Here is a 14,687-nt window from a genome sequence, read left to right on the forward strand (position 1 = left end):
ACAGAACAAGAGCGATCATTTTTCGCTCTCCTCCGGCCCATACACGTCAGGCCGAATTTCATGACGGGAAATCCCGGTTATCCGCTCGAAAGCGAGCACGCGCCCCGCAGGAACGCGCGGCCAGCGATACAAGGACGGGTGCTTAATCCCCAGCTCACGAGCCAGAGAGACAACGCCACCGGCCTTTTCGGCCCCTTTTCGGACAACATCAATCATGTCGCGGACCGTAGTTTAAGACTACGATTTCTGTCAAGAGAGTTCGTAGCTGCAAAATGGTAAGCAAAGACTACAAATGGGCTATGGATACCATCGGTTCACGCATTCGTTACGCCCGCACCGCCAAAGGTCTCACCCAGCAGGATGTTGCCGACTTCCTGAAGATAAACCGCGTGAGTGTTTCCACATGGGAGAACAATCAAACGCGGCCCGAAGCGGCAAAGATTCCAGCGCTTTGTGAATTTCTTGGGATAACGGAGAGCTGGCTTTTGAGCCGCAGCGGCGACGATCCCGAGCCGATAAAGCGTGATCGCGCGACACCTACACAACGCGTGAAAATTATCCCCGGAACAGAGCTGGTAGGCGTTGAAAAAATGCCAGTGTTCGCGGCCGCTCAAGGTGGCGACGGGCATGTAATTGTGACGTTCGATGCTGTGGATTATGTCAAGCGACCAGCCGAGCTTGAGAGCGTAAGGGGCGGCTACGGCCTACTGATTGCTGGGGAATCAATGGTGCCGGCCTTCCGTGCGGGAGACATGGCCCTTGTAAATCCGCATCTTCCGCCGTCCCGAGAAAAGAACGTGATCCTTTATCACACACCGCCGCATGGCGGCGATGTTGAGGCAATCGTGAAGCAGCTCAACGGCTGGAATGATCGAGAATGGTTTCTGCAACAATGGAACCCGATGCGCGAGTTTACCGAGTTTCGCCAAGAATGGCCTATCTGCCATCGCGTCGTCGGACGCTATGACGCCCGCTAATTCGCGAGCGCCAGCAACTCGCTCGGCGTCTCTCCGTATTGTGAGATAATCTTCGCATCTTCCCAATCATCGGATTCCGGGTCGCCCGTTCGTGAGAACGCGACGACGCCGGCGCTTCTTTCTGCAAGCTTCTCAGCAACGCGCTCGCAATGGAGCAGGTCACGCGCCGGGCGCGGGATATCAGGAATTAGCGCGCCTTTTTTTCCACGCTGGAAAGTCTGGACGACGAAGTACGTAACCATAAATTTTCTCCCTCGTTCACGGTCTGTTCTTATATACGACTCAACTCACAGACTGAGTCCAGCGAAAAATTCACGTAGCTGAAAACTACGTTTTGCCGTTGACAACCGGCGTAGTCTGAAACTACCTTGCCGCCATCCCACCCCGTTGAACCCCTCGGCGGATCGGGAACCAACGGCCGGGCGCATTCCCCTCGAAATGAAATGCGGCCCGGCCATCTCAAACAGGATGGAGAAACCGGCATGAAGACCAGCAGAACGAACAAGGGCGAGAATGAGCGCCTCATCTCGGAAATGGCGGATTACATCGTCGAGCAGGGCGACAACTGCACGCAGGAAACCATGCTCCTGCAATTCAGCCAGAGCGAAGTCGACTCCTGCTTTAAGTCCGCTCGCGATGAAGTGCACCAGCGCCGTTTGCAGCGCGCCGCCTGACGCGTCCGCTTTCGATTTCCGCACCTTCGCCTGCGCAGGCAGGTGCGGCCTTCCAAACGGACGGAGAGGCACAATGCCAGCAAAGCCAAGCATACGCATACGCCAGACGAAACCCACGCGGGACAAGTCCGACTGGCAACCGAGGAAAATCATGGTTTCGACAGTCGGCGGGATAGTCAGTCTACCCGCCGTTGCCATGCATACCGCCGCGCTGGCTGACAAGCATCGGCGCCAGCGTAGAGGCGCTCAATCGTGACGGCCGGACCGATCACCAGCCGCCAGAAGTCGGTTTTTCGCGTCGTTTACCGCGACGGAACGACAATCATCACATCCGCAACCAGCTCGTTGCAGGCCGAGCGCAACGCCGTCAGCAAACGCCCAGGTGTTGTGAAGGAAATCAAATTCGTGAAGGGAGGCCGCCCATGACAGAACATCCTCTTTTTCGGGCCGCTCGCAAACTGGCAAACGCCGTCGAGCACGACATGAACGGCACCATGGGTAAGGGCGGCAATGGCGGCCTGCTTTCCGATACGACCTTGCGCGCCGCCCATGAAGTCCACGCCATCTTGAGCCAGCCAGACCACCGGCACGCCGACGACATTGCCGTAGACCAGTTCGCGGAAGCGATGAAGGCAAAGATGACGAGGAAGCGCGCGGAAGGGCGCAGTGGCTGGGCAGATAAGACGCTCTGCACGCAAGCCGACCTTTCAGCGATGCTCGAAAGCCACGTCAGAAAGGGCCACCCCGTCGATGTGGCGAATTTCGCAATGATGCTTCACGCTCGCGGCGAAAACATCGTTATCGACGTAGCTGCAAGTTTTGAAAGCGCCGACTGGTACTGGCGCACGATGGACCCCGACGACAGCGGCGACTATCCGGCCGACGCAATCAATCGCGCCGGCCTCGGCAACTATTGCGTGGCCGAGATCGCTTGCAGCTTCACCGGCCCGCGCCGCTTTGGCTTCACCGCGCCCGTTCTCGACCCGGAAAGCGACGACGAGGAGTTTCTGCACTTTGCGAGACAGGAACAGGCGATTGAAGCCGCCTCAGCTCGCAGGGCGATAATTGAGGCGCGCGAGGCCGCGATTGAAGAGACGGAGAGTGCAGCATGAAGGACCACCCAAATCACCCCGTTACAGATGAGTTCATTGCCCAGCGTTGGCCCGAGATCGATACCCCGGAAGGTCGCGGAGAAATCCGCCGCCAATTTGACGCGCTCATGGAGCAGATCAGAAACGCCGCTTGGAAGCCCTTCCCCCGGTTTCATGATCATATGGCGAGCATTGTTGTTGAGAAGTCCAGAACACTACCTGATCGACTAAATAACCTGAAGGCTGCGCTTGCCGGCATTCCGCCCCATCTGCTCAAGTATCAGTGGAAGGCAGACGAGCGCCCGCACTTCGGCAATAAGTCGGTGCGAGTGGAGCCGACCGATATTGCAGGAGATGACGGTCACGGCTTCGGTCGCCAGTGGATTGCCCGCGTCAATCACGTCTCCAAGAACTACGTGGGGACGCTTGCGGACTTCATAGCCGCCGCCAACCCTGACACTGTCGGTATGATGATTGCCCGCATTGAGCATCTTGAATCTATCCTGCTAAAGGCGCAGGCGGACGGGAAAAACGAGGAACATCTAACGCCTGAAGAGGCATGGACGATCCTTTGCGAAACACCCGACATCACCTCGCCTGAAGAATATCCCGACCACGCGTTGATCACATTCGAGCAGTTACGCAGCTTCATGGAACGCGCACAGGCCGTGCCAGAAGGCTGTCAAATCGTTCCGAAAGAGCCAACCGAAGAAATGAAAACTGCCGGCCTTAAAACTACAGGCATGCCAGAAAACACCTACCGGGACATGCTCGCGGCGGCGCGAGGAGAAGCCATAGACGAGGACGCTTGGCTTTAGCCGCATCCGGTTTTGCCGGCGGCGAAACGCCATCACCGAGGAAACTTTGTGACACCGCTTGCAGAATCACACGGAATCACTGTTACCTGTAACCATCATGCAAAACACACGCGCACCCATCAGTAAACGAGTTGCCGCTCACCGGGAAAGACAGACTGCCGCAGGACGTGCGGAAGTCAGCGCATACATGTCAGTTGAGCTGGTTGCAGAAATAGACAGGATCAAACAGGAGCGTGGGGCATCGTCCCGCGCCCCGATTTTGGAAGAGGCTGTTAGGCTTTATATAGAACAAACAAGGGCATAAAGTAAAAAGCCCCACCTTTGGCGAGGCGGGGGCTTTTTGGATAAGTAGTCAAAAACGATTTTGAAACCGTCGAACAGTTTCAAGATAGTTCAGAATTAACGAACCCGCAAGATGTTAGCGCTTGCGGGAACGCTGATTTTTTGTCTGCTGTCCATGCCCTCTTGAGAGAGGACAAAGGAACCATGTTCCAGCAGATTGGCGCGGTGCAGGCAAAATCCGGCACCAGACGAACCGGCGCACCCGTGCGCAGAAATTCCCGCCTGAAGGGCAAGTGTGAGGCTGTATTCTGGAAGCCCCTGCCCCGCCACGAAGCCCGCGAAATCCTGCTTGCCGCGCGCAAGTACGAGCTGGCGATGAAACAGCCGGGTAAGCGCACCGGCCCCCTTGGTCACGTTGCGCTTGAAGTGTTGGATTACCTCACCAATCTGGTTGATTTTGGAAATGGCCGGCTTGATCCGTCCATCAGCACTATCATGGAAAAGATCGGCCGCGCCCGAGCTGCTGTATGCCGCGCGCTCGATGCCCTCCGGACCCATGGCTTTGTTGATTGGTTGCGCCGTTACATTCCCACCGGCAATGAAGGTGCAGGCCCCCAGGTGCAGCAGACAAGCAATGCCTATCGCTTGAGCCTGCCGGCGCGCGCCAAGGCGCTTCTTGGCAAATACGCGAGCAAGGCCGCCCCCCTGCCCGACGACGCTGTACAGGCCCGTCAGGAACGCCAAGACGCCATCAAGGCGCACATGGACAGCCTTTCGCCGGCGGATCGCCTACGGGAAACTGTAGAGGACAGGGCACGCGCCGAGCAGTTGGCGGGCTATGTGGAGCGGGCAGCACAGAACCGCGCTCAGCGGGCCGAGGAAGGCCGCCAGACGCCGGCAGCAAAGCAGATGCAGTTTCAGTATACCCAGCCGGCGACGGCAAACCCTGCCATTGATCGCATCCGCAAAAATTTAGAGGCAAGAAAGGCCGCAAAGCTTTTGAATGAGCGTGAGTTCACTGAAAGAACTGAATCCGGTCCTGATTTTTATAATCCTACGGATTAGTAAGCGGACGCCGCTTGTTCGGCCCGCTATCGCGGCCCTGCGGCGGTTCCGAACCGCGTTTAAGTGCGGTTCGGCGGCAACCTATACGCAGTTTCAGAACCGTTCGCACGCTCGGATAGGTCTTTTAGCTTATGAGAGGTAGCAAGGGGAAATCTTGAAGAGAATATTATTCCAAATCGCCCGGAGCCGCGTCTTGCGATGCAGCTTTAAGGCGAGAGATTGTCAGGCGGCTGGTGCCGAATTTTCGGGCCACTGCGGCTATGCTGGTTCCGGCCGCCAGATCGGCAAGCGCCAGCTGTTTTTGCCGATCCGTCAGGGCGGGCGGCCGGCCGAAACGTTTTCCCTTTTCGCGCGCCCTCGCCACGCCGGCTTGCGTACGCTCAATATTCAAATCCCGCTCGAACTGGGCCACGGCGTTTAAGACGTTCATTGTCATCGTTCCGGCTGAGCTGGTGAGATCGAGGCCGCCCAGCTGGAGGCAATGCACCCTCACCCCGTTTTCCGCGAGCATCTTGACCGTGCTGCTGACATCGATGGCGTCTCGGCCGAGGCGATCCAACTTTGTGACGATAAGCACGTCGCCCGGTTCCATCCGGTCGAGCAACTTCATGAAGCCCGGCCGCTTCGCAGCCGGCGTGCTGCCGGAAATCGTCTCGGATATGATCCGGCGAGGCTCGACTGAAAAGCCAGCGGCCGAGATTTCGGTAATCTGGTTTTCGACCGTCTGCCCCGTGGTTGACACTCTGACATAAGCGAACGTGCGCGACATAGCTGTTTCCCTGTTCAAAAGTGCCCCGTTCTTTTTGAGCATGTAAGAAAGTCGGGATAGGCACTTTTGAGCAGAACCGCCCTGCCCTGTCTATAACCGGACGGTTTTGAGCATCGAGGTTACGCGCCGGGGGTGGCCATGCAAGGCCTTGAAAATGAATGCCCCAATCCCCCGATTTAAAATTAACAATGGGTTTACTTTCACCACTCGGCGCACCGGATTTAACGAGATACCGGGTTTGTTTAGTTACCGGATAATGCTCCTTATCTGATTAATGGGTTTACCCGGTTTTTAAAAATATCCGGTTGCAGGATATATCCGGTATGTGGTTATATCGGGTTAATTCAGTTACCGGATTTAAACATTAATCCGATATCAACTTTTACCGGGTATCTGAATAAACCAGATTATTTTTTCAACCGGAGTTTTGCCCATGCCCGTTGTCGTAATTGCATCATCGAAAGGTGGCGCTGGGAAATCAACCACGGCAGTTCTGCTAGGCACTGAGCTTGCCCGCAAAGGCGTGCCCGTCACAATGTTGGACTGCGACCCCAACCATTCCTTGAGCATATGGGCTGGGAAAGGGTCACTTCCTGAAAACATTCAGGCACTGAGCGACGTCACAGAATCCAGCATCGTCAAGACAATAAAGCAGCACGATGTTGATGGTGCGGTTGTAATCGTTGACCTAGAAGGCGTTGCATCTCGCATGGTATCCCGCGCAATATCACAAGCAGATTTGGTGCTTATACCCATGCGCGCGACAATCCTTGACGCGACGATTGGCGCGCAATCGCTCCAGCTCATCGCCGAAGAGGAAGAAGCAATAAACCGGCGTATTGCCCACGCAGTTGTTTTCACCATGACACGCGCCATCCGGTCAAAGCAGCAGACAGGAATTGAAAGCTCACTGAGGGAAGGCGGTATCGACATCATAGACCCGCCTCTTATGGAGCGCGCTGCTTTCTCTGCGCTCTTTGAATTCGGCGGCGATCTGCATTCAATGGAAACAAAGCAAGGCAATATGTCATCGGCAATCGAGAACGCCGAGGCATTCGCCATGGCAGTTTACAAACGTCTGACGGAGGCACTGAAATGACCGATTTCAAACTTGATTTGGGTGCGCTGAAACGCACCGCAAAGCCGGCGACAGAAGCGGCCATCGCGAAGGCCGACGCGGCAGGGGAGGCGAGGGGGTTTGTTGATCGCTCGCCGCGTGGAAAGCCCGGCCGCAAGAAGAGCGAGCGCACCGGCCAAGTGCACGCCAAAGTGCTGCCGCACGTGTCGGAAGAGATCGCGGAGGAAGCTTTGCGGCGCGGCGTAGTTCAAGGCGTCATCATCGAAGAGGCGTGGGCACTGTATCTGGAGAACAAGAAATGACGGACAGGACACCGGACGAGATTAAAGCCTTGAAGGCCTCCTGGGAGGCTGACCCGAGTTGGGACATAGAAGATACGGAGGGCTTCGAAGAGCACGCAACCGAACTAAAATCCTACCGTCACCAAATGGAGCGGAAATGGGAAGAGGCAAGGAAAAAGAGAATTAGGGATCGTGCGCATGCGTTGGGTTGCCCTGAAAATCTGGCTTTGGCCGAGTATGTTGAAAATCTGGAAAGCCGATTGGAGTCTCAGTTTGAGAGCATCTGGCGAGGGCTGGAGGAGGTCCGCGCCAACAAGTGAATGTTTTTCGATTAAGAGGCCGCCCTTCACCACCGGGCGGCTTTTTCTCAGCAAGAAGCCATGTGATGCATCTTGAAAAGTGTACACTATTCGTGTATATATCTTTTCGCAGGATAGGCCTGCAATTAAATCGTCGCTGCTATTTTAAAGGTTTTAGATAAAATGCACGCATACTTTATGGAGATTAGAAGTTGGAATTTGAGTGGGATGAAAAGAAACGGGAACATGTAATTAAAACCCGCAAAGTTGATTTTGGATATGCAGCCCTGATTTTTATGGGGCCGGTCGTGACAAATGAAGACGACCGACAAGATTACGGCGAAACAAGACACAGGTCTGTGGGAATGGTTGGGGATGAATGCTTCATCGTTGTTCATACTGAGCGCGATGGCGTTACCCGCATCATCACAGCATGGAAAGGAGGTCGAGATGACCGACAACGTTATGAGGCGAGTATCTCTGCAAGACCTCGTCAAGATGAAGGAGAGGGGTGAACTCTACCACGATCCTAATGCACCTGAAGGCGAAAGCCTCGGCGCTTCCTTCTGGGAAACCGCAAGGATCGAGGAGCCAAAAAAACCTCGATCTGTTCATTTGAAGTTGGACCCGGAAGTTTTTGACTTCTTCTTTTCGCTCTCAGGCGGAAAGGGACATCTTACGCGAATGCAGGCTGTCCTGAAGGCGTACGCGAAAGCCCACAGCCCAAGATAGTTGCAATCGAAAGCCGCGCGGTAACATCGCGCGGCTTTTTTGTTTTTTGCGTCGGCAACACCGCAGTTAAAAATCTAGGTCATCATCTGGCGAAACTGACAGGAGCGCTTCATGGGCGGCCTCAACAAAAGCCGCACGCGCATCTTCCGGCCGATCATCCAAGCCATTTTCAAGAACGGCGGAACATACCATGAGGGCCGTCACGTAAGCTTGACTATCGGAGCTTGCCGGCCAGTTGTTGAGAAGGCAGCGGGCCAAGTCCGTCACCGTTTCATAGGTTTCGAAATCACCCCAATTGACCGTTATCGGCTGTATCCTGAATTCGCTCATCAGGAGAGCTTACACTAAAAGCAGCCGCGTTTAATCAACCCGGTACACGTCCGCGTTATCCTGCCGTTCTCTGAGGCCCTTGTAAGCCGCATGACGTAGCTTGCGATCCGGCGTCATCTGGCGGAACTCAATTTCCGCAATTAGCGTCGGCTGCACCCAAATGACCTCACGCCGGCCAGAATAGGCCACGGGCGGCTTCTTCTTCCGCCAAGGCAGCTTATCTAACATCCGGCGCAGCTCGTTTGCGGCGCGCTCCTTAAAGCCCGTGCCGACGCTTCCAACATAGCGCAGCTCGTCGCCGTCATATGCGGCCAGCAAGAGCGAAGCAAAGCCGCCGCTTGCAGACAGGGAGGGTTCATATCCCACGATCATGAACGGTTCGGACTGGACGCATTTCACCTTGATCCAGTCACCGGTTCTACCGCTCCGGTATGGGCTGTTTCGGTCTTTACCGACAATACCTTCCAGCCCGAGGCGGCATGCATGTTCAAGCATCAGGCCGGGATTGTCGGTTTCAACTTCTTCCGAAATCCGGATTGCACCTTCGAACCCCGTAAGCATCTCTTCAAGCAGGTGGCGGCGGTTTCTGTAGGGCAGCTCACGTAGATCGCGGCCGTCGAGATACAGAAGATCAAAAGCGTAGAGAAGGGCATTGGCGGCCACTTTATTGCCACTACGCGCGCCAACGGCACCCAAGCTGTTTTGTAAGGCATTGAAGTCCGAGCGCCCTTGTTCGTCCAGGACGACCGCTTCGCCGTCGATGATGAAAGACGCCGGCCCGAGATCGCGCGCCGCTTGCTGGATAGCCGGAAACCGCGCGGCCCAATCATAACCGCCGCGCGTCAATATCCGGACGCCGCTCGCATCGGCGTGGATCGCGAGCCGATAGCCGTCCCATTTGATTTCCCAGCCCCATTTGTCGCCTGCAGGCGGCTTTTGTTTCAGGAGCGCAAGGGCAGGTTCAACACGCGCCGGCATTGGCTCGAGCGGCAACGCTGGCTGGGCCTTGTTTCGCTTGCGGATCGGGCGCGACTGGATGGGCTTGCCATCATCGCGCAGCAGCGGCTTTGATCGAGGGCGAGGGGGCTTTGTCATGCTCACAGCCTGCGCCCGAAACCTTTACAAACATTTGTCAGGCCACCATGTCAGGGTGCATGAAGAAAAATCCCGACGACCCCGGACCGGAACCTCGCTACCGCTGGCGTGAGACGTGGCCCGGCGAGGGCCATGAAGACTATCAGGCATGGGACGGAGAGCGGTCATTCGGCCGCATCATGCTTGAAGTGAATGGCACGATGAGGACGAAGTGGCGTTGGTCTATCAGTCACATGGAGGGCGTAAAGCAAACCATCTTGCCGCATAACGGCTGGGCGGACTATCCTCGCGTTGCGGCGGCAAAGGTCGAGGACACATACGAGCAGATTGCGGCGCTAAATGGCTTGAAGATCAATGAGCCGCCAAGAAAGCCCTAAAAGAAAATCATTTCAGCATTCGCCGGCGGCCGAGACGCCAGCATGAAACATTCATTCGCGAACTTGTAATTTTATTGCGGCCGCGGATCCGCTCGAGCGCGCGATCGGCGCGACAAATTAGAATGTCATTTCCGACACCAGCGCCAGAAACGCAAAAAGCCGCCCGGCGTAACCGAGCGGCTTTCTTGTTCATAGCAACGGCAGGTTCGGGATTGCCGGCTCCTTGCCGTCAAGGATGACGACTTCGCCAACTTCTTTTCCTTCGCCGCCTCGGATTGTGTAGGTCAACGAAACCGGCGTCATTGGATAGCGGCCGAAGATTTCCCGCACTTCCGGCCGGTCATTGAGCGAGATCATGAAGCGGCCCTTGATGGCGCTGAGACGTTCAGCCATTTCCGCAAAATCATCCCGCTTGAAGACGTTCTTTCCATAATCGTTCTCGCAGCCGTAGTAAGGCGGGTCGAGATAGAACATCGCACCCGGCCGGTCGTACCGGTCGATGAGCGTGCGCCAGTCAAGGCACTCTATCACGACGCCGGCGAGGCGTTCGTGGACTTCTTCCATGATCGGCGTCAGCCGCGTGACGTTGAACCGAGCGCCGCCCGTGGTATCGACGCCAAAGGTTCGGCCGGAAATCTTGCCGCCGAACGCCAGCTTCTGGAGGTAGAGGAACCGGGCGGCCCTTTCCAGATCGGTCAGGGTGACAGGATCGCACGCGGCCAGCCGCTCGAATTCCCGCCGTGACGTGATCTGGAATTTCATCACTTCAAGCAGCTGCGGCAAGTGACGCTGCAGGATGCGAAACAGCGTCGTCACGTCGCCGGAGATATCGTTGATGACTTCCGCACGAGGGACAAGGCGACGGCGGAAGAATACGCCGCCCATACCGGTAAACGGCTCCACATAAAGGTCATGCGGAATTTGCTCGAGCAATGCAGCGATCCGGCCGGCGAGCTGCTTTTTTCCGCCGAGATACGCGGCAGGGGGAGACACCGGCCGCACTTCGGAAAACTGAAAGAGATTTTGCATTTGTCTAAGACCATCTTTTCTGACAAACCGCACGGGCCTGCGCAGGCGAAGGGTGCGGCAATGATCTTTGATGTTGTCGGGCGGGGTATGACGCCAATCTGCACCCGCTGTTGCAGCCGTGAGGCTGCGGCCACCCGAGGGCAGCTATAGAAACGGGCCGGGCAGGGGATACCTGCCGGCCCGTTTGTTTTCAGATTTTGCCGATGATGACGCCCGCGATACGCTTCAGGACATCCGCGAAGGACACACCCAGCGCCATGCCGCCGATACCGATCACGGTCAGGCCGCCTATCCCCATAAGCCGCCAGCGCTTCACATCGTCCGTGACGGGCTTCATGTCCGCCACTACCGCCTTAACCTTGGCCGTGTCTTCTTCGAGCTGGCGCACGTTCTCAGCGACCGGCTTCATCTCGGAAACGTCCTCTTTGACAATCGCCATGGATTGCTCGACGCCGGAAACTCGGTTTACCAGCTCGTCCATGCGCTTATGCACCACGGCCCGGCTTTCGTTCGCCTTATCTTCGGAGCGCCGCGCTCCGTCCTCGATACGGCGGATGGACTCTTTCAACGCGTCCACGCCGGCCAGCAGTTGCCCCATTTGCTGATGCAAAGAGGGATCGAAATTATCAGGTGGTGCCATAGCCCCGTACCCTTCCACCCGTTATTTAGGCTTCACGCCACACAGCGCTTGAAGCTTTTCGTTTTCAGTGAGGATTTGTCGCTCTGTTTCCGGCGTCAGGTCATCTTGCGTTGATGGCCTGATAGCGCGGGCAACGTCGCAGTAATTGCCGCTAGTCACGCACCCAGCGACCAAGACGCCGCTTAATGTCAGCATCGCCACTCTTGCGAATGTCATCTTCGATCCCTCGCGCCTTTGCGGCGGATTTCGCGTTGCGCTTGAGCTGTTCGGCCGAGGCATCCGCCTTGCCGGCCGAGCGGCCGTAAAGAAAAGCGCTCACAACGAATGTGAGCGCCACGCCGGCAACCGCCAGCCACCGTTTCAGAGTGTCCAGCATGTCAGGTTGCCTTCGTCCGGTTGATGGTGATGCGGCCGGAGCCAATCAGCCAAACCAGCACGCCGGCCGCCACGGCCGAGAACACCAGACTGCCAAAGGCCCACGGATTGGAGATCGCGCCGAAAAGGGTTGCCCCGCTATCGGCAATGTCTTTCGCGTCACGTACCGCACTAAGGCCGCCAGCGCCAAAGACGCCGGCAATGACCGTCCAGAGGGACTTGCTTTGCGCAGCCGGCACGTTGTCCGGTTGCGCATCGAGCGCGGTAACATCGGCTGGCGGCTTTCCCTGAAACCGGGCGATGGTGGCCGCTTCCAAGGCATCAAGGAAGGACTTGTAGTAGCCGGCGATCAACTTCGCCTTGTCGGTCCCGTTCACGACTGCCCGAGCGCCGATAGGATCATCTTTCTTGAGGTTGAAAAACTCCGTCAGCTTGCGGCCGGTAAACAGACCTTCCAACATGCCGACGATCGCAATCTCGGCACTGATATCGAGATCGAGGGCGAGCGAGGGATTACCGACAAGATCAACGCCGATCCGCTTGCCCAGCTTTTCGTAGTTGTCCTCGTGGGTAAGCTGGATATCGCCACGGCCGAAATAAGCTTTGCCGTTTTTCCCCTTGCGCCAGTATGGCGTCTTCACCTGCTTGAGCTTTCCGGCCTTGAACGCCTTATCCAGCGCCGCGATTGCGCCGGCGTCGGTTGATGCGAGCGTTTCGCGCACCGGCAACATGCGGCCGGCCGTTTCGTGAAACACCGATGCCAGGATGTAGGCGAGGAGGCGGTTATTATCCGAGCCGGTGATCTTGTGGGACCGCCAGCACCGGAAAAGCGCGTTCATGCCGTCAATCTGGCCCTGCGAAAGGCGGCCGCCAAAAGGCGCGCGCCTCGCATACGCGAAGAACGTTGTCATATCCATTGAGGATATCTCCTGATTTTTTAGGGGAGGGCGGCGCTCTACGCGCCATCGAATGGCACATCGACTTCGGTTCGCCGAAATGCTTAGTTGCTAGTCGAAAATGCGCCGCACTGGGGGGTAACTTGAAATCGTACTATCAAGTGTTTGCTTGGCTCGAGGGTGATACCTCGACTCCAAGCGTCGCGATGCTCGACCGGGACTTAGGCTTCGTCCAAAAAACGTTTGTCCGAGCATATAAGAAAGGGGACAAACTGTATTGGGACGGCCATGTAAGAGACCTCTCAAAAGTGACGAAGGTCGCCGTTTACCTGACACCCGCCCCTATCGATGACCTAGTGAGCCAAGACGATGCGAGATCCATTAGGCAGATGGACGAGTTTAACGCGTCCTCACGCTCCGTCACTTGGATAGGATTTCCCAATACTACTCCGCTGGATTCCGCACTGGAACATGGGGAGGACGTGACCGGAAAATTCATCACAGAACCTCCCGGCAAGTCTCTAGGACTATCAGGTATTTTCAACAACAGTTGGGTCGTTACGACTGTTACTGGTCTCCTCTTCCTGCTGATAACCGCATACTTCGGTTTAGGGTGAACTGTATTAAGTGGAAGGCGCAAGGATTTGCGCCGCCCTTTCTTCACCAAAGAGCGTTGTGGCGATCTGCACCAAAAGCGGCCACAATTCGTGGTCGCTGTGGTATGAGTTCGCGGTTTCAAAGATTTTGCGAACGCGGAAAGGCTGTTCCGCCATCGCCGCACCCACCTGATCGGCCTCTGCATTCGCCATGCGAGACCATAGATCGACACTGTAGACAACAGTTGCAGCCTCAGGGAAAGGAGAAGGCGGATAAGATGCCAGTTCCGCAAGCTCTTCCGGCGTCATATCCCGTTCGTGAGTTTCGCCAGTCTCCGCATTGTAAACAACGATAGTCATAATCTGACTCCCTCAACAACAAAAACGCCGTGAAGAAATGTTCCAACCGGGGCAATTATCCTGAGAGCATTTCTAGGAGTTGTTCCTGTAATTTTATGACCGATATTTCTCAGAACCCTGTTCGATCCAACATCAGATATGCTTTGACCAACAGAGTAGGCAACCAATGGAGCGTTGAATGCTGACATTGTAATTATTCCTGATGAATTTTCATCACCGATAGGCATCTGCGCTATTCCGCCATCACCTCCAGAAACAGTAGAGGTTGAACCATTGAAATAGTTGTCAACGATATTGTATCTATAGTCTGTTGTAGACGTTAGGAATGTTGCTCCGTTGTCCGTTGAAACTTGAATTCCGAGGTATCCACCGGTGGTGAGAATTGTCCTTTGCGTAATCCTGATGGAATAAAATGCGGATAAGTTTGTGATCGCGACAACTGATCCGCTGCCAACTCCTATTGTTGTGATGTACTCCCACCCGCCAAGAAGCTGACGCGCCTGCGCAGGCGTCAAGTCCTCTACGTCACCACTGCCAATCGTCAGCCGCCCTTTAATTGCAGGAGCAGAGAGCTGCGACAAAAGCGCGTTACTGACAACGTTGTTCGGCGCCTTCTTGAGAAGCTTGCCTGTTGTATCGGCAAAGACAGCCAAGTCATTGACCGAAACACCACCGGTAGGCCCAACAACGTCACCGATGCCCGTACCATCGATCCCGCGCCGCGCCAGAAGCCGCCAATAATCGTTTTGGGTGGCAGGCAAAACAGGCGGCGGGTTTCCGGCCGGAACAGCACTCTTGGCGAGCCACGTTGAGCCATTATCGAGAACCGCATCGCGGATCGCGTAGGCGCTGATGGTGCTATAAACGCCCGCATCAGTGATGCCGGTAGCGCCGGTATCGCCTTTCGGCCCGACCGGGCCGGA

At 56.1% G+C, this 14,687-nt stretch carries 23 protein-coding genes and 1 pseudogene; 13 read left to right on the plus strand and 11 right to left on the minus strand.

Features of this window, described 5'->3' with window-relative positions; translation table 11 throughout:
• Positions 1-15: 15 nt before the first annotated feature.
• The gene (locus tag O8B93_RS26130) at positions 16-216 is read right to left on the minus strand and encodes a transcriptional regulator (protein ID WP_269712812.1); all 201 of its coding nucleotides are present in this window, start codon (positions 214-216) and stop codon (positions 16-18) included.
• 83 nt (positions 217-299) lie between these two features.
• Here O8B93_RS26130 and O8B93_RS26135 point away from each other — a divergent pair, with 83 nt between their 5' ends.
• The gene (locus O8B93_RS26135) at positions 300-977 is read left to right on the plus strand and encodes an XRE family transcriptional regulator (RefSeq protein ID WP_269712814.1); all 678 of its coding nucleotides are present in this window, start codon (positions 300-302) and stop codon (positions 975-977) included.
• On the opposite strand, the gene O8B93_RS26140 is transcribed toward O8B93_RS26135, so the two are convergent.
• Positions 974-1,219, minus strand: coding sequence for a hypothetical protein (locus O8B93_RS26140; RefSeq protein ID WP_269712816.1), 246 nt, complete (start codon positions 1,217-1,219; stop codon positions 974-976). The genes O8B93_RS26135 and O8B93_RS26140 overlap by 4 nt on opposite strands.
• Before the next feature lie 240 nt (positions 1,220-1,459).
• On the opposite strand from O8B93_RS26140, the gene O8B93_RS26145 reads away from it, so the two are divergent.
• The 6 genes from O8B93_RS26145 (at position 1,460) to O8B93_RS26170 (ending at position 4,907) form a co-directional block, all read left to right on the plus strand.
• Positions 1,460-1,651 carry a hypothetical protein gene (locus O8B93_RS26145; RefSeq protein WP_269712817.1) on the plus strand — a complete coding sequence of 64 codons (192 nt, stop codon included), beginning with the start codon at positions 1,460-1,462 and terminating at the stop codon, positions 1,649-1,651.
• A 252-nt stretch (positions 1,652-1,903) separates the two neighbouring features.
• Entirely contained in the window at positions 1,904-2,077 is a 174-nt protein-coding gene (locus tag O8B93_RS26150; RefSeq protein WP_269712819.1) for a hypothetical protein, read from the plus strand.
• 56 nt (positions 2,078-2,133) lie between these two features.
• Positions 2,134-2,763 carry a hypothetical protein gene (locus O8B93_RS26155; protein WP_269712821.1) on the plus strand — a complete coding sequence of 210 codons (630 nt, stop codon included), beginning with the start codon at positions 2,134-2,136 and terminating at the stop codon, positions 2,761-2,763.
• Positions 2,760-3,560, plus strand: coding sequence for a hypothetical protein (locus O8B93_RS26160; protein WP_269712824.1), 801 nt, complete (start codon positions 2,760-2,762; stop codon positions 3,558-3,560). The genes O8B93_RS26155 and O8B93_RS26160 overlap by 4 nt, the downstream gene beginning before the upstream one ends.
• 187 nt (positions 3,561-3,747) lie before the next feature.
• Positions 3,748-3,864, plus strand: coding sequence for a ribbon-helix-helix protein, CopG family (locus O8B93_RS26165; protein WP_237691163.1), 117 nt, complete (start codon positions 3,748-3,750; stop codon positions 3,862-3,864).
• A 182-nt stretch (positions 3,865-4,046) separates the two neighbouring features.
• Positions 4,047-4,907 carry a helix-turn-helix domain-containing protein gene (locus O8B93_RS26170; RefSeq protein ID WP_269712826.1) on the plus strand — a complete coding sequence of 287 codons (861 nt, stop codon included), beginning with the start codon at positions 4,047-4,049 and terminating at the stop codon, positions 4,905-4,907.
• Positions 4,908-5,073: 166 nt separating this feature from the next.
• Here the strand turns inward: O8B93_RS26170 and O8B93_RS26175 are convergent, their stop codons facing one another.
• Positions 5,074-5,676: a recombinase family protein gene (locus O8B93_RS26175; RefSeq protein WP_269712840.1), complete on the minus strand. Its 603-nt coding sequence runs from the start codon at positions 5,674-5,676 to the stop codon at positions 5,074-5,076.
• Between the two features lie 433 nt (positions 5,677-6,109).
• On the opposite strand from O8B93_RS26175, the gene O8B93_RS26180 reads away from it, so the two are divergent.
• The 4 genes from O8B93_RS26180 (at position 6,110) to O8B93_RS26195 (ending at position 7,849) form a co-directional block, all read left to right on the plus strand.
• The gene (locus O8B93_RS26180) at positions 6,110-6,775 is read left to right on the plus strand and encodes a ParA family protein (protein WP_269712827.1); all 666 of its coding nucleotides are present in this window, start codon (positions 6,110-6,112) and stop codon (positions 6,773-6,775) included.
• The gene (locus O8B93_RS26185) at positions 6,772-7,056 is read left to right on the plus strand and encodes a chromosome partitioning protein ParB (RefSeq protein ID WP_269712828.1); all 285 of its coding nucleotides are present in this window, start codon (positions 6,772-6,774) and stop codon (positions 7,054-7,056) included. Before O8B93_RS26180 ends, O8B93_RS26185 begins: the two co-directional genes overlap by 4 nt.
• Entirely contained in the window at positions 7,053-7,355 is a 303-nt protein-coding gene (locus O8B93_RS26190; protein ID WP_269712829.1) for a hypothetical protein, read from the plus strand. The genes O8B93_RS26185 and O8B93_RS26190 overlap by 4 nt, the downstream gene beginning before the upstream one ends.
• A 191-nt stretch (positions 7,356-7,546) precedes the next feature.
• Positions 7,547-7,849, plus strand: coding sequence for a BrnT family toxin (locus O8B93_RS26195; protein WP_269712830.1), 303 nt, complete (start codon positions 7,547-7,549; stop codon positions 7,847-7,849).
• A 283-nt stretch (positions 7,850-8,132) separates the two neighbouring features.
• On the opposite strand, the gene O8B93_RS26200 is transcribed toward O8B93_RS26195, so the two are convergent.
• Both O8B93_RS26200 and ligD read right to left on the minus strand, forming a co-directional pair.
• Positions 8,133-8,396: a DUF982 domain-containing protein gene (locus O8B93_RS26200; protein WP_269712831.1), complete on the minus strand. Its 264-nt coding sequence runs from the start codon at positions 8,394-8,396 to the stop codon at positions 8,133-8,135.
• A 30-nt stretch (positions 8,397-8,426) separates the two neighbouring features.
• Positions 8,427-9,491: a non-homologous end-joining DNA ligase gene (ligD, locus tag O8B93_RS26205; protein ID WP_269712832.1), complete on the minus strand. Its 1,065-nt coding sequence runs from the start codon at positions 9,489-9,491 to the stop codon at positions 8,427-8,429.
• A gap of 59 nt (positions 9,492-9,550) precedes the next feature.
• Between ligD and O8B93_RS26210 the strand changes: the two genes are divergently transcribed.
• Complete coding sequence (locus O8B93_RS26210; RefSeq protein ID WP_269712833.1) at positions 9,551-9,868, plus strand: hypothetical protein; 318 nt, start codon at positions 9,551-9,553, stop codon at positions 9,866-9,868.
• Positions 9,869-10,057: 189 nt separating this feature from the next.
• Here O8B93_RS26210 and O8B93_RS26215 read toward each other — a convergent pair whose 3' ends face one another.
• The 4 genes from O8B93_RS26215 to O8B93_RS26230 all read right to left on the minus strand — a co-directional run bounded on the left by O8B93_RS26215 (position 10,058) and on the right by O8B93_RS26230 (position 12,829).
• Positions 10,058-10,897, minus strand: coding sequence for a DNA adenine methylase (locus O8B93_RS26215; RefSeq protein ID WP_269712834.1), 840 nt, complete (start codon positions 10,895-10,897; stop codon positions 10,058-10,060).
• Positions 10,898-11,087: 190 nt separating this feature from the next.
• Positions 11,088-11,537 (minus strand): DUF1515 family protein, encoded by a 450-nt coding sequence (locus O8B93_RS26220; RefSeq protein ID WP_269712835.1) that lies wholly within the window; start codon positions 11,535-11,537, stop codon positions 11,088-11,090.
• A gap of 151 nt (positions 11,538-11,688) precedes the next feature.
• A complete protein-coding gene (locus O8B93_RS26225; protein ID WP_269712836.1) occupies positions 11,689-11,913 on the minus strand; it encodes a hypothetical protein in 225 nt (74 codons plus the stop codon).
• A 1-nt stretch (position 11,914) separates the two neighbouring features.
• A complete protein-coding gene (locus O8B93_RS26230) occupies positions 11,915-12,829 on the minus strand; it encodes a glycoside hydrolase family 19 protein (RefSeq protein WP_269712837.1) in 915 nt (304 codons plus the stop codon).
• A gap of 122 nt (positions 12,830-12,951) precedes the next feature.
• Between O8B93_RS26230 and O8B93_RS26235 the strand changes: the two genes are divergently transcribed.
• Complete coding sequence (locus O8B93_RS26235) at positions 12,952-13,425, plus strand: hypothetical protein (RefSeq protein ID WP_269712838.1); 474 nt, start codon at positions 12,952-12,954, stop codon at positions 13,423-13,425.
• Positions 13,426-13,431: 6 nt separating this feature from the next.
• Here the strand turns inward: O8B93_RS26235 and O8B93_RS26240 are convergent, their stop codons facing one another.
• The gene (locus O8B93_RS26240; protein ID WP_269712839.1) at positions 13,432-13,764 is read right to left on the minus strand and encodes a hypothetical protein; all 333 of its coding nucleotides are present in this window, start codon (positions 13,762-13,764) and stop codon (positions 13,432-13,434) included.
• Positions 13,761-14,687: pseudogene (locus O8B93_RS26245) on the minus strand (fusion protein); the annotation flags it as partial. The gene O8B93_RS26240 and the pseudogene O8B93_RS26245, both read right to left, overlap by 4 nt.

Source organism: Martinezella rhizogenes, from assembly GCF_027460065.1.
Taxonomy (GTDB): Bacteria; Pseudomonadota; Alphaproteobacteria; order Rhizobiales; family Rhizobiaceae; genus Agrobacterium; species Agrobacterium rhizogenes_C.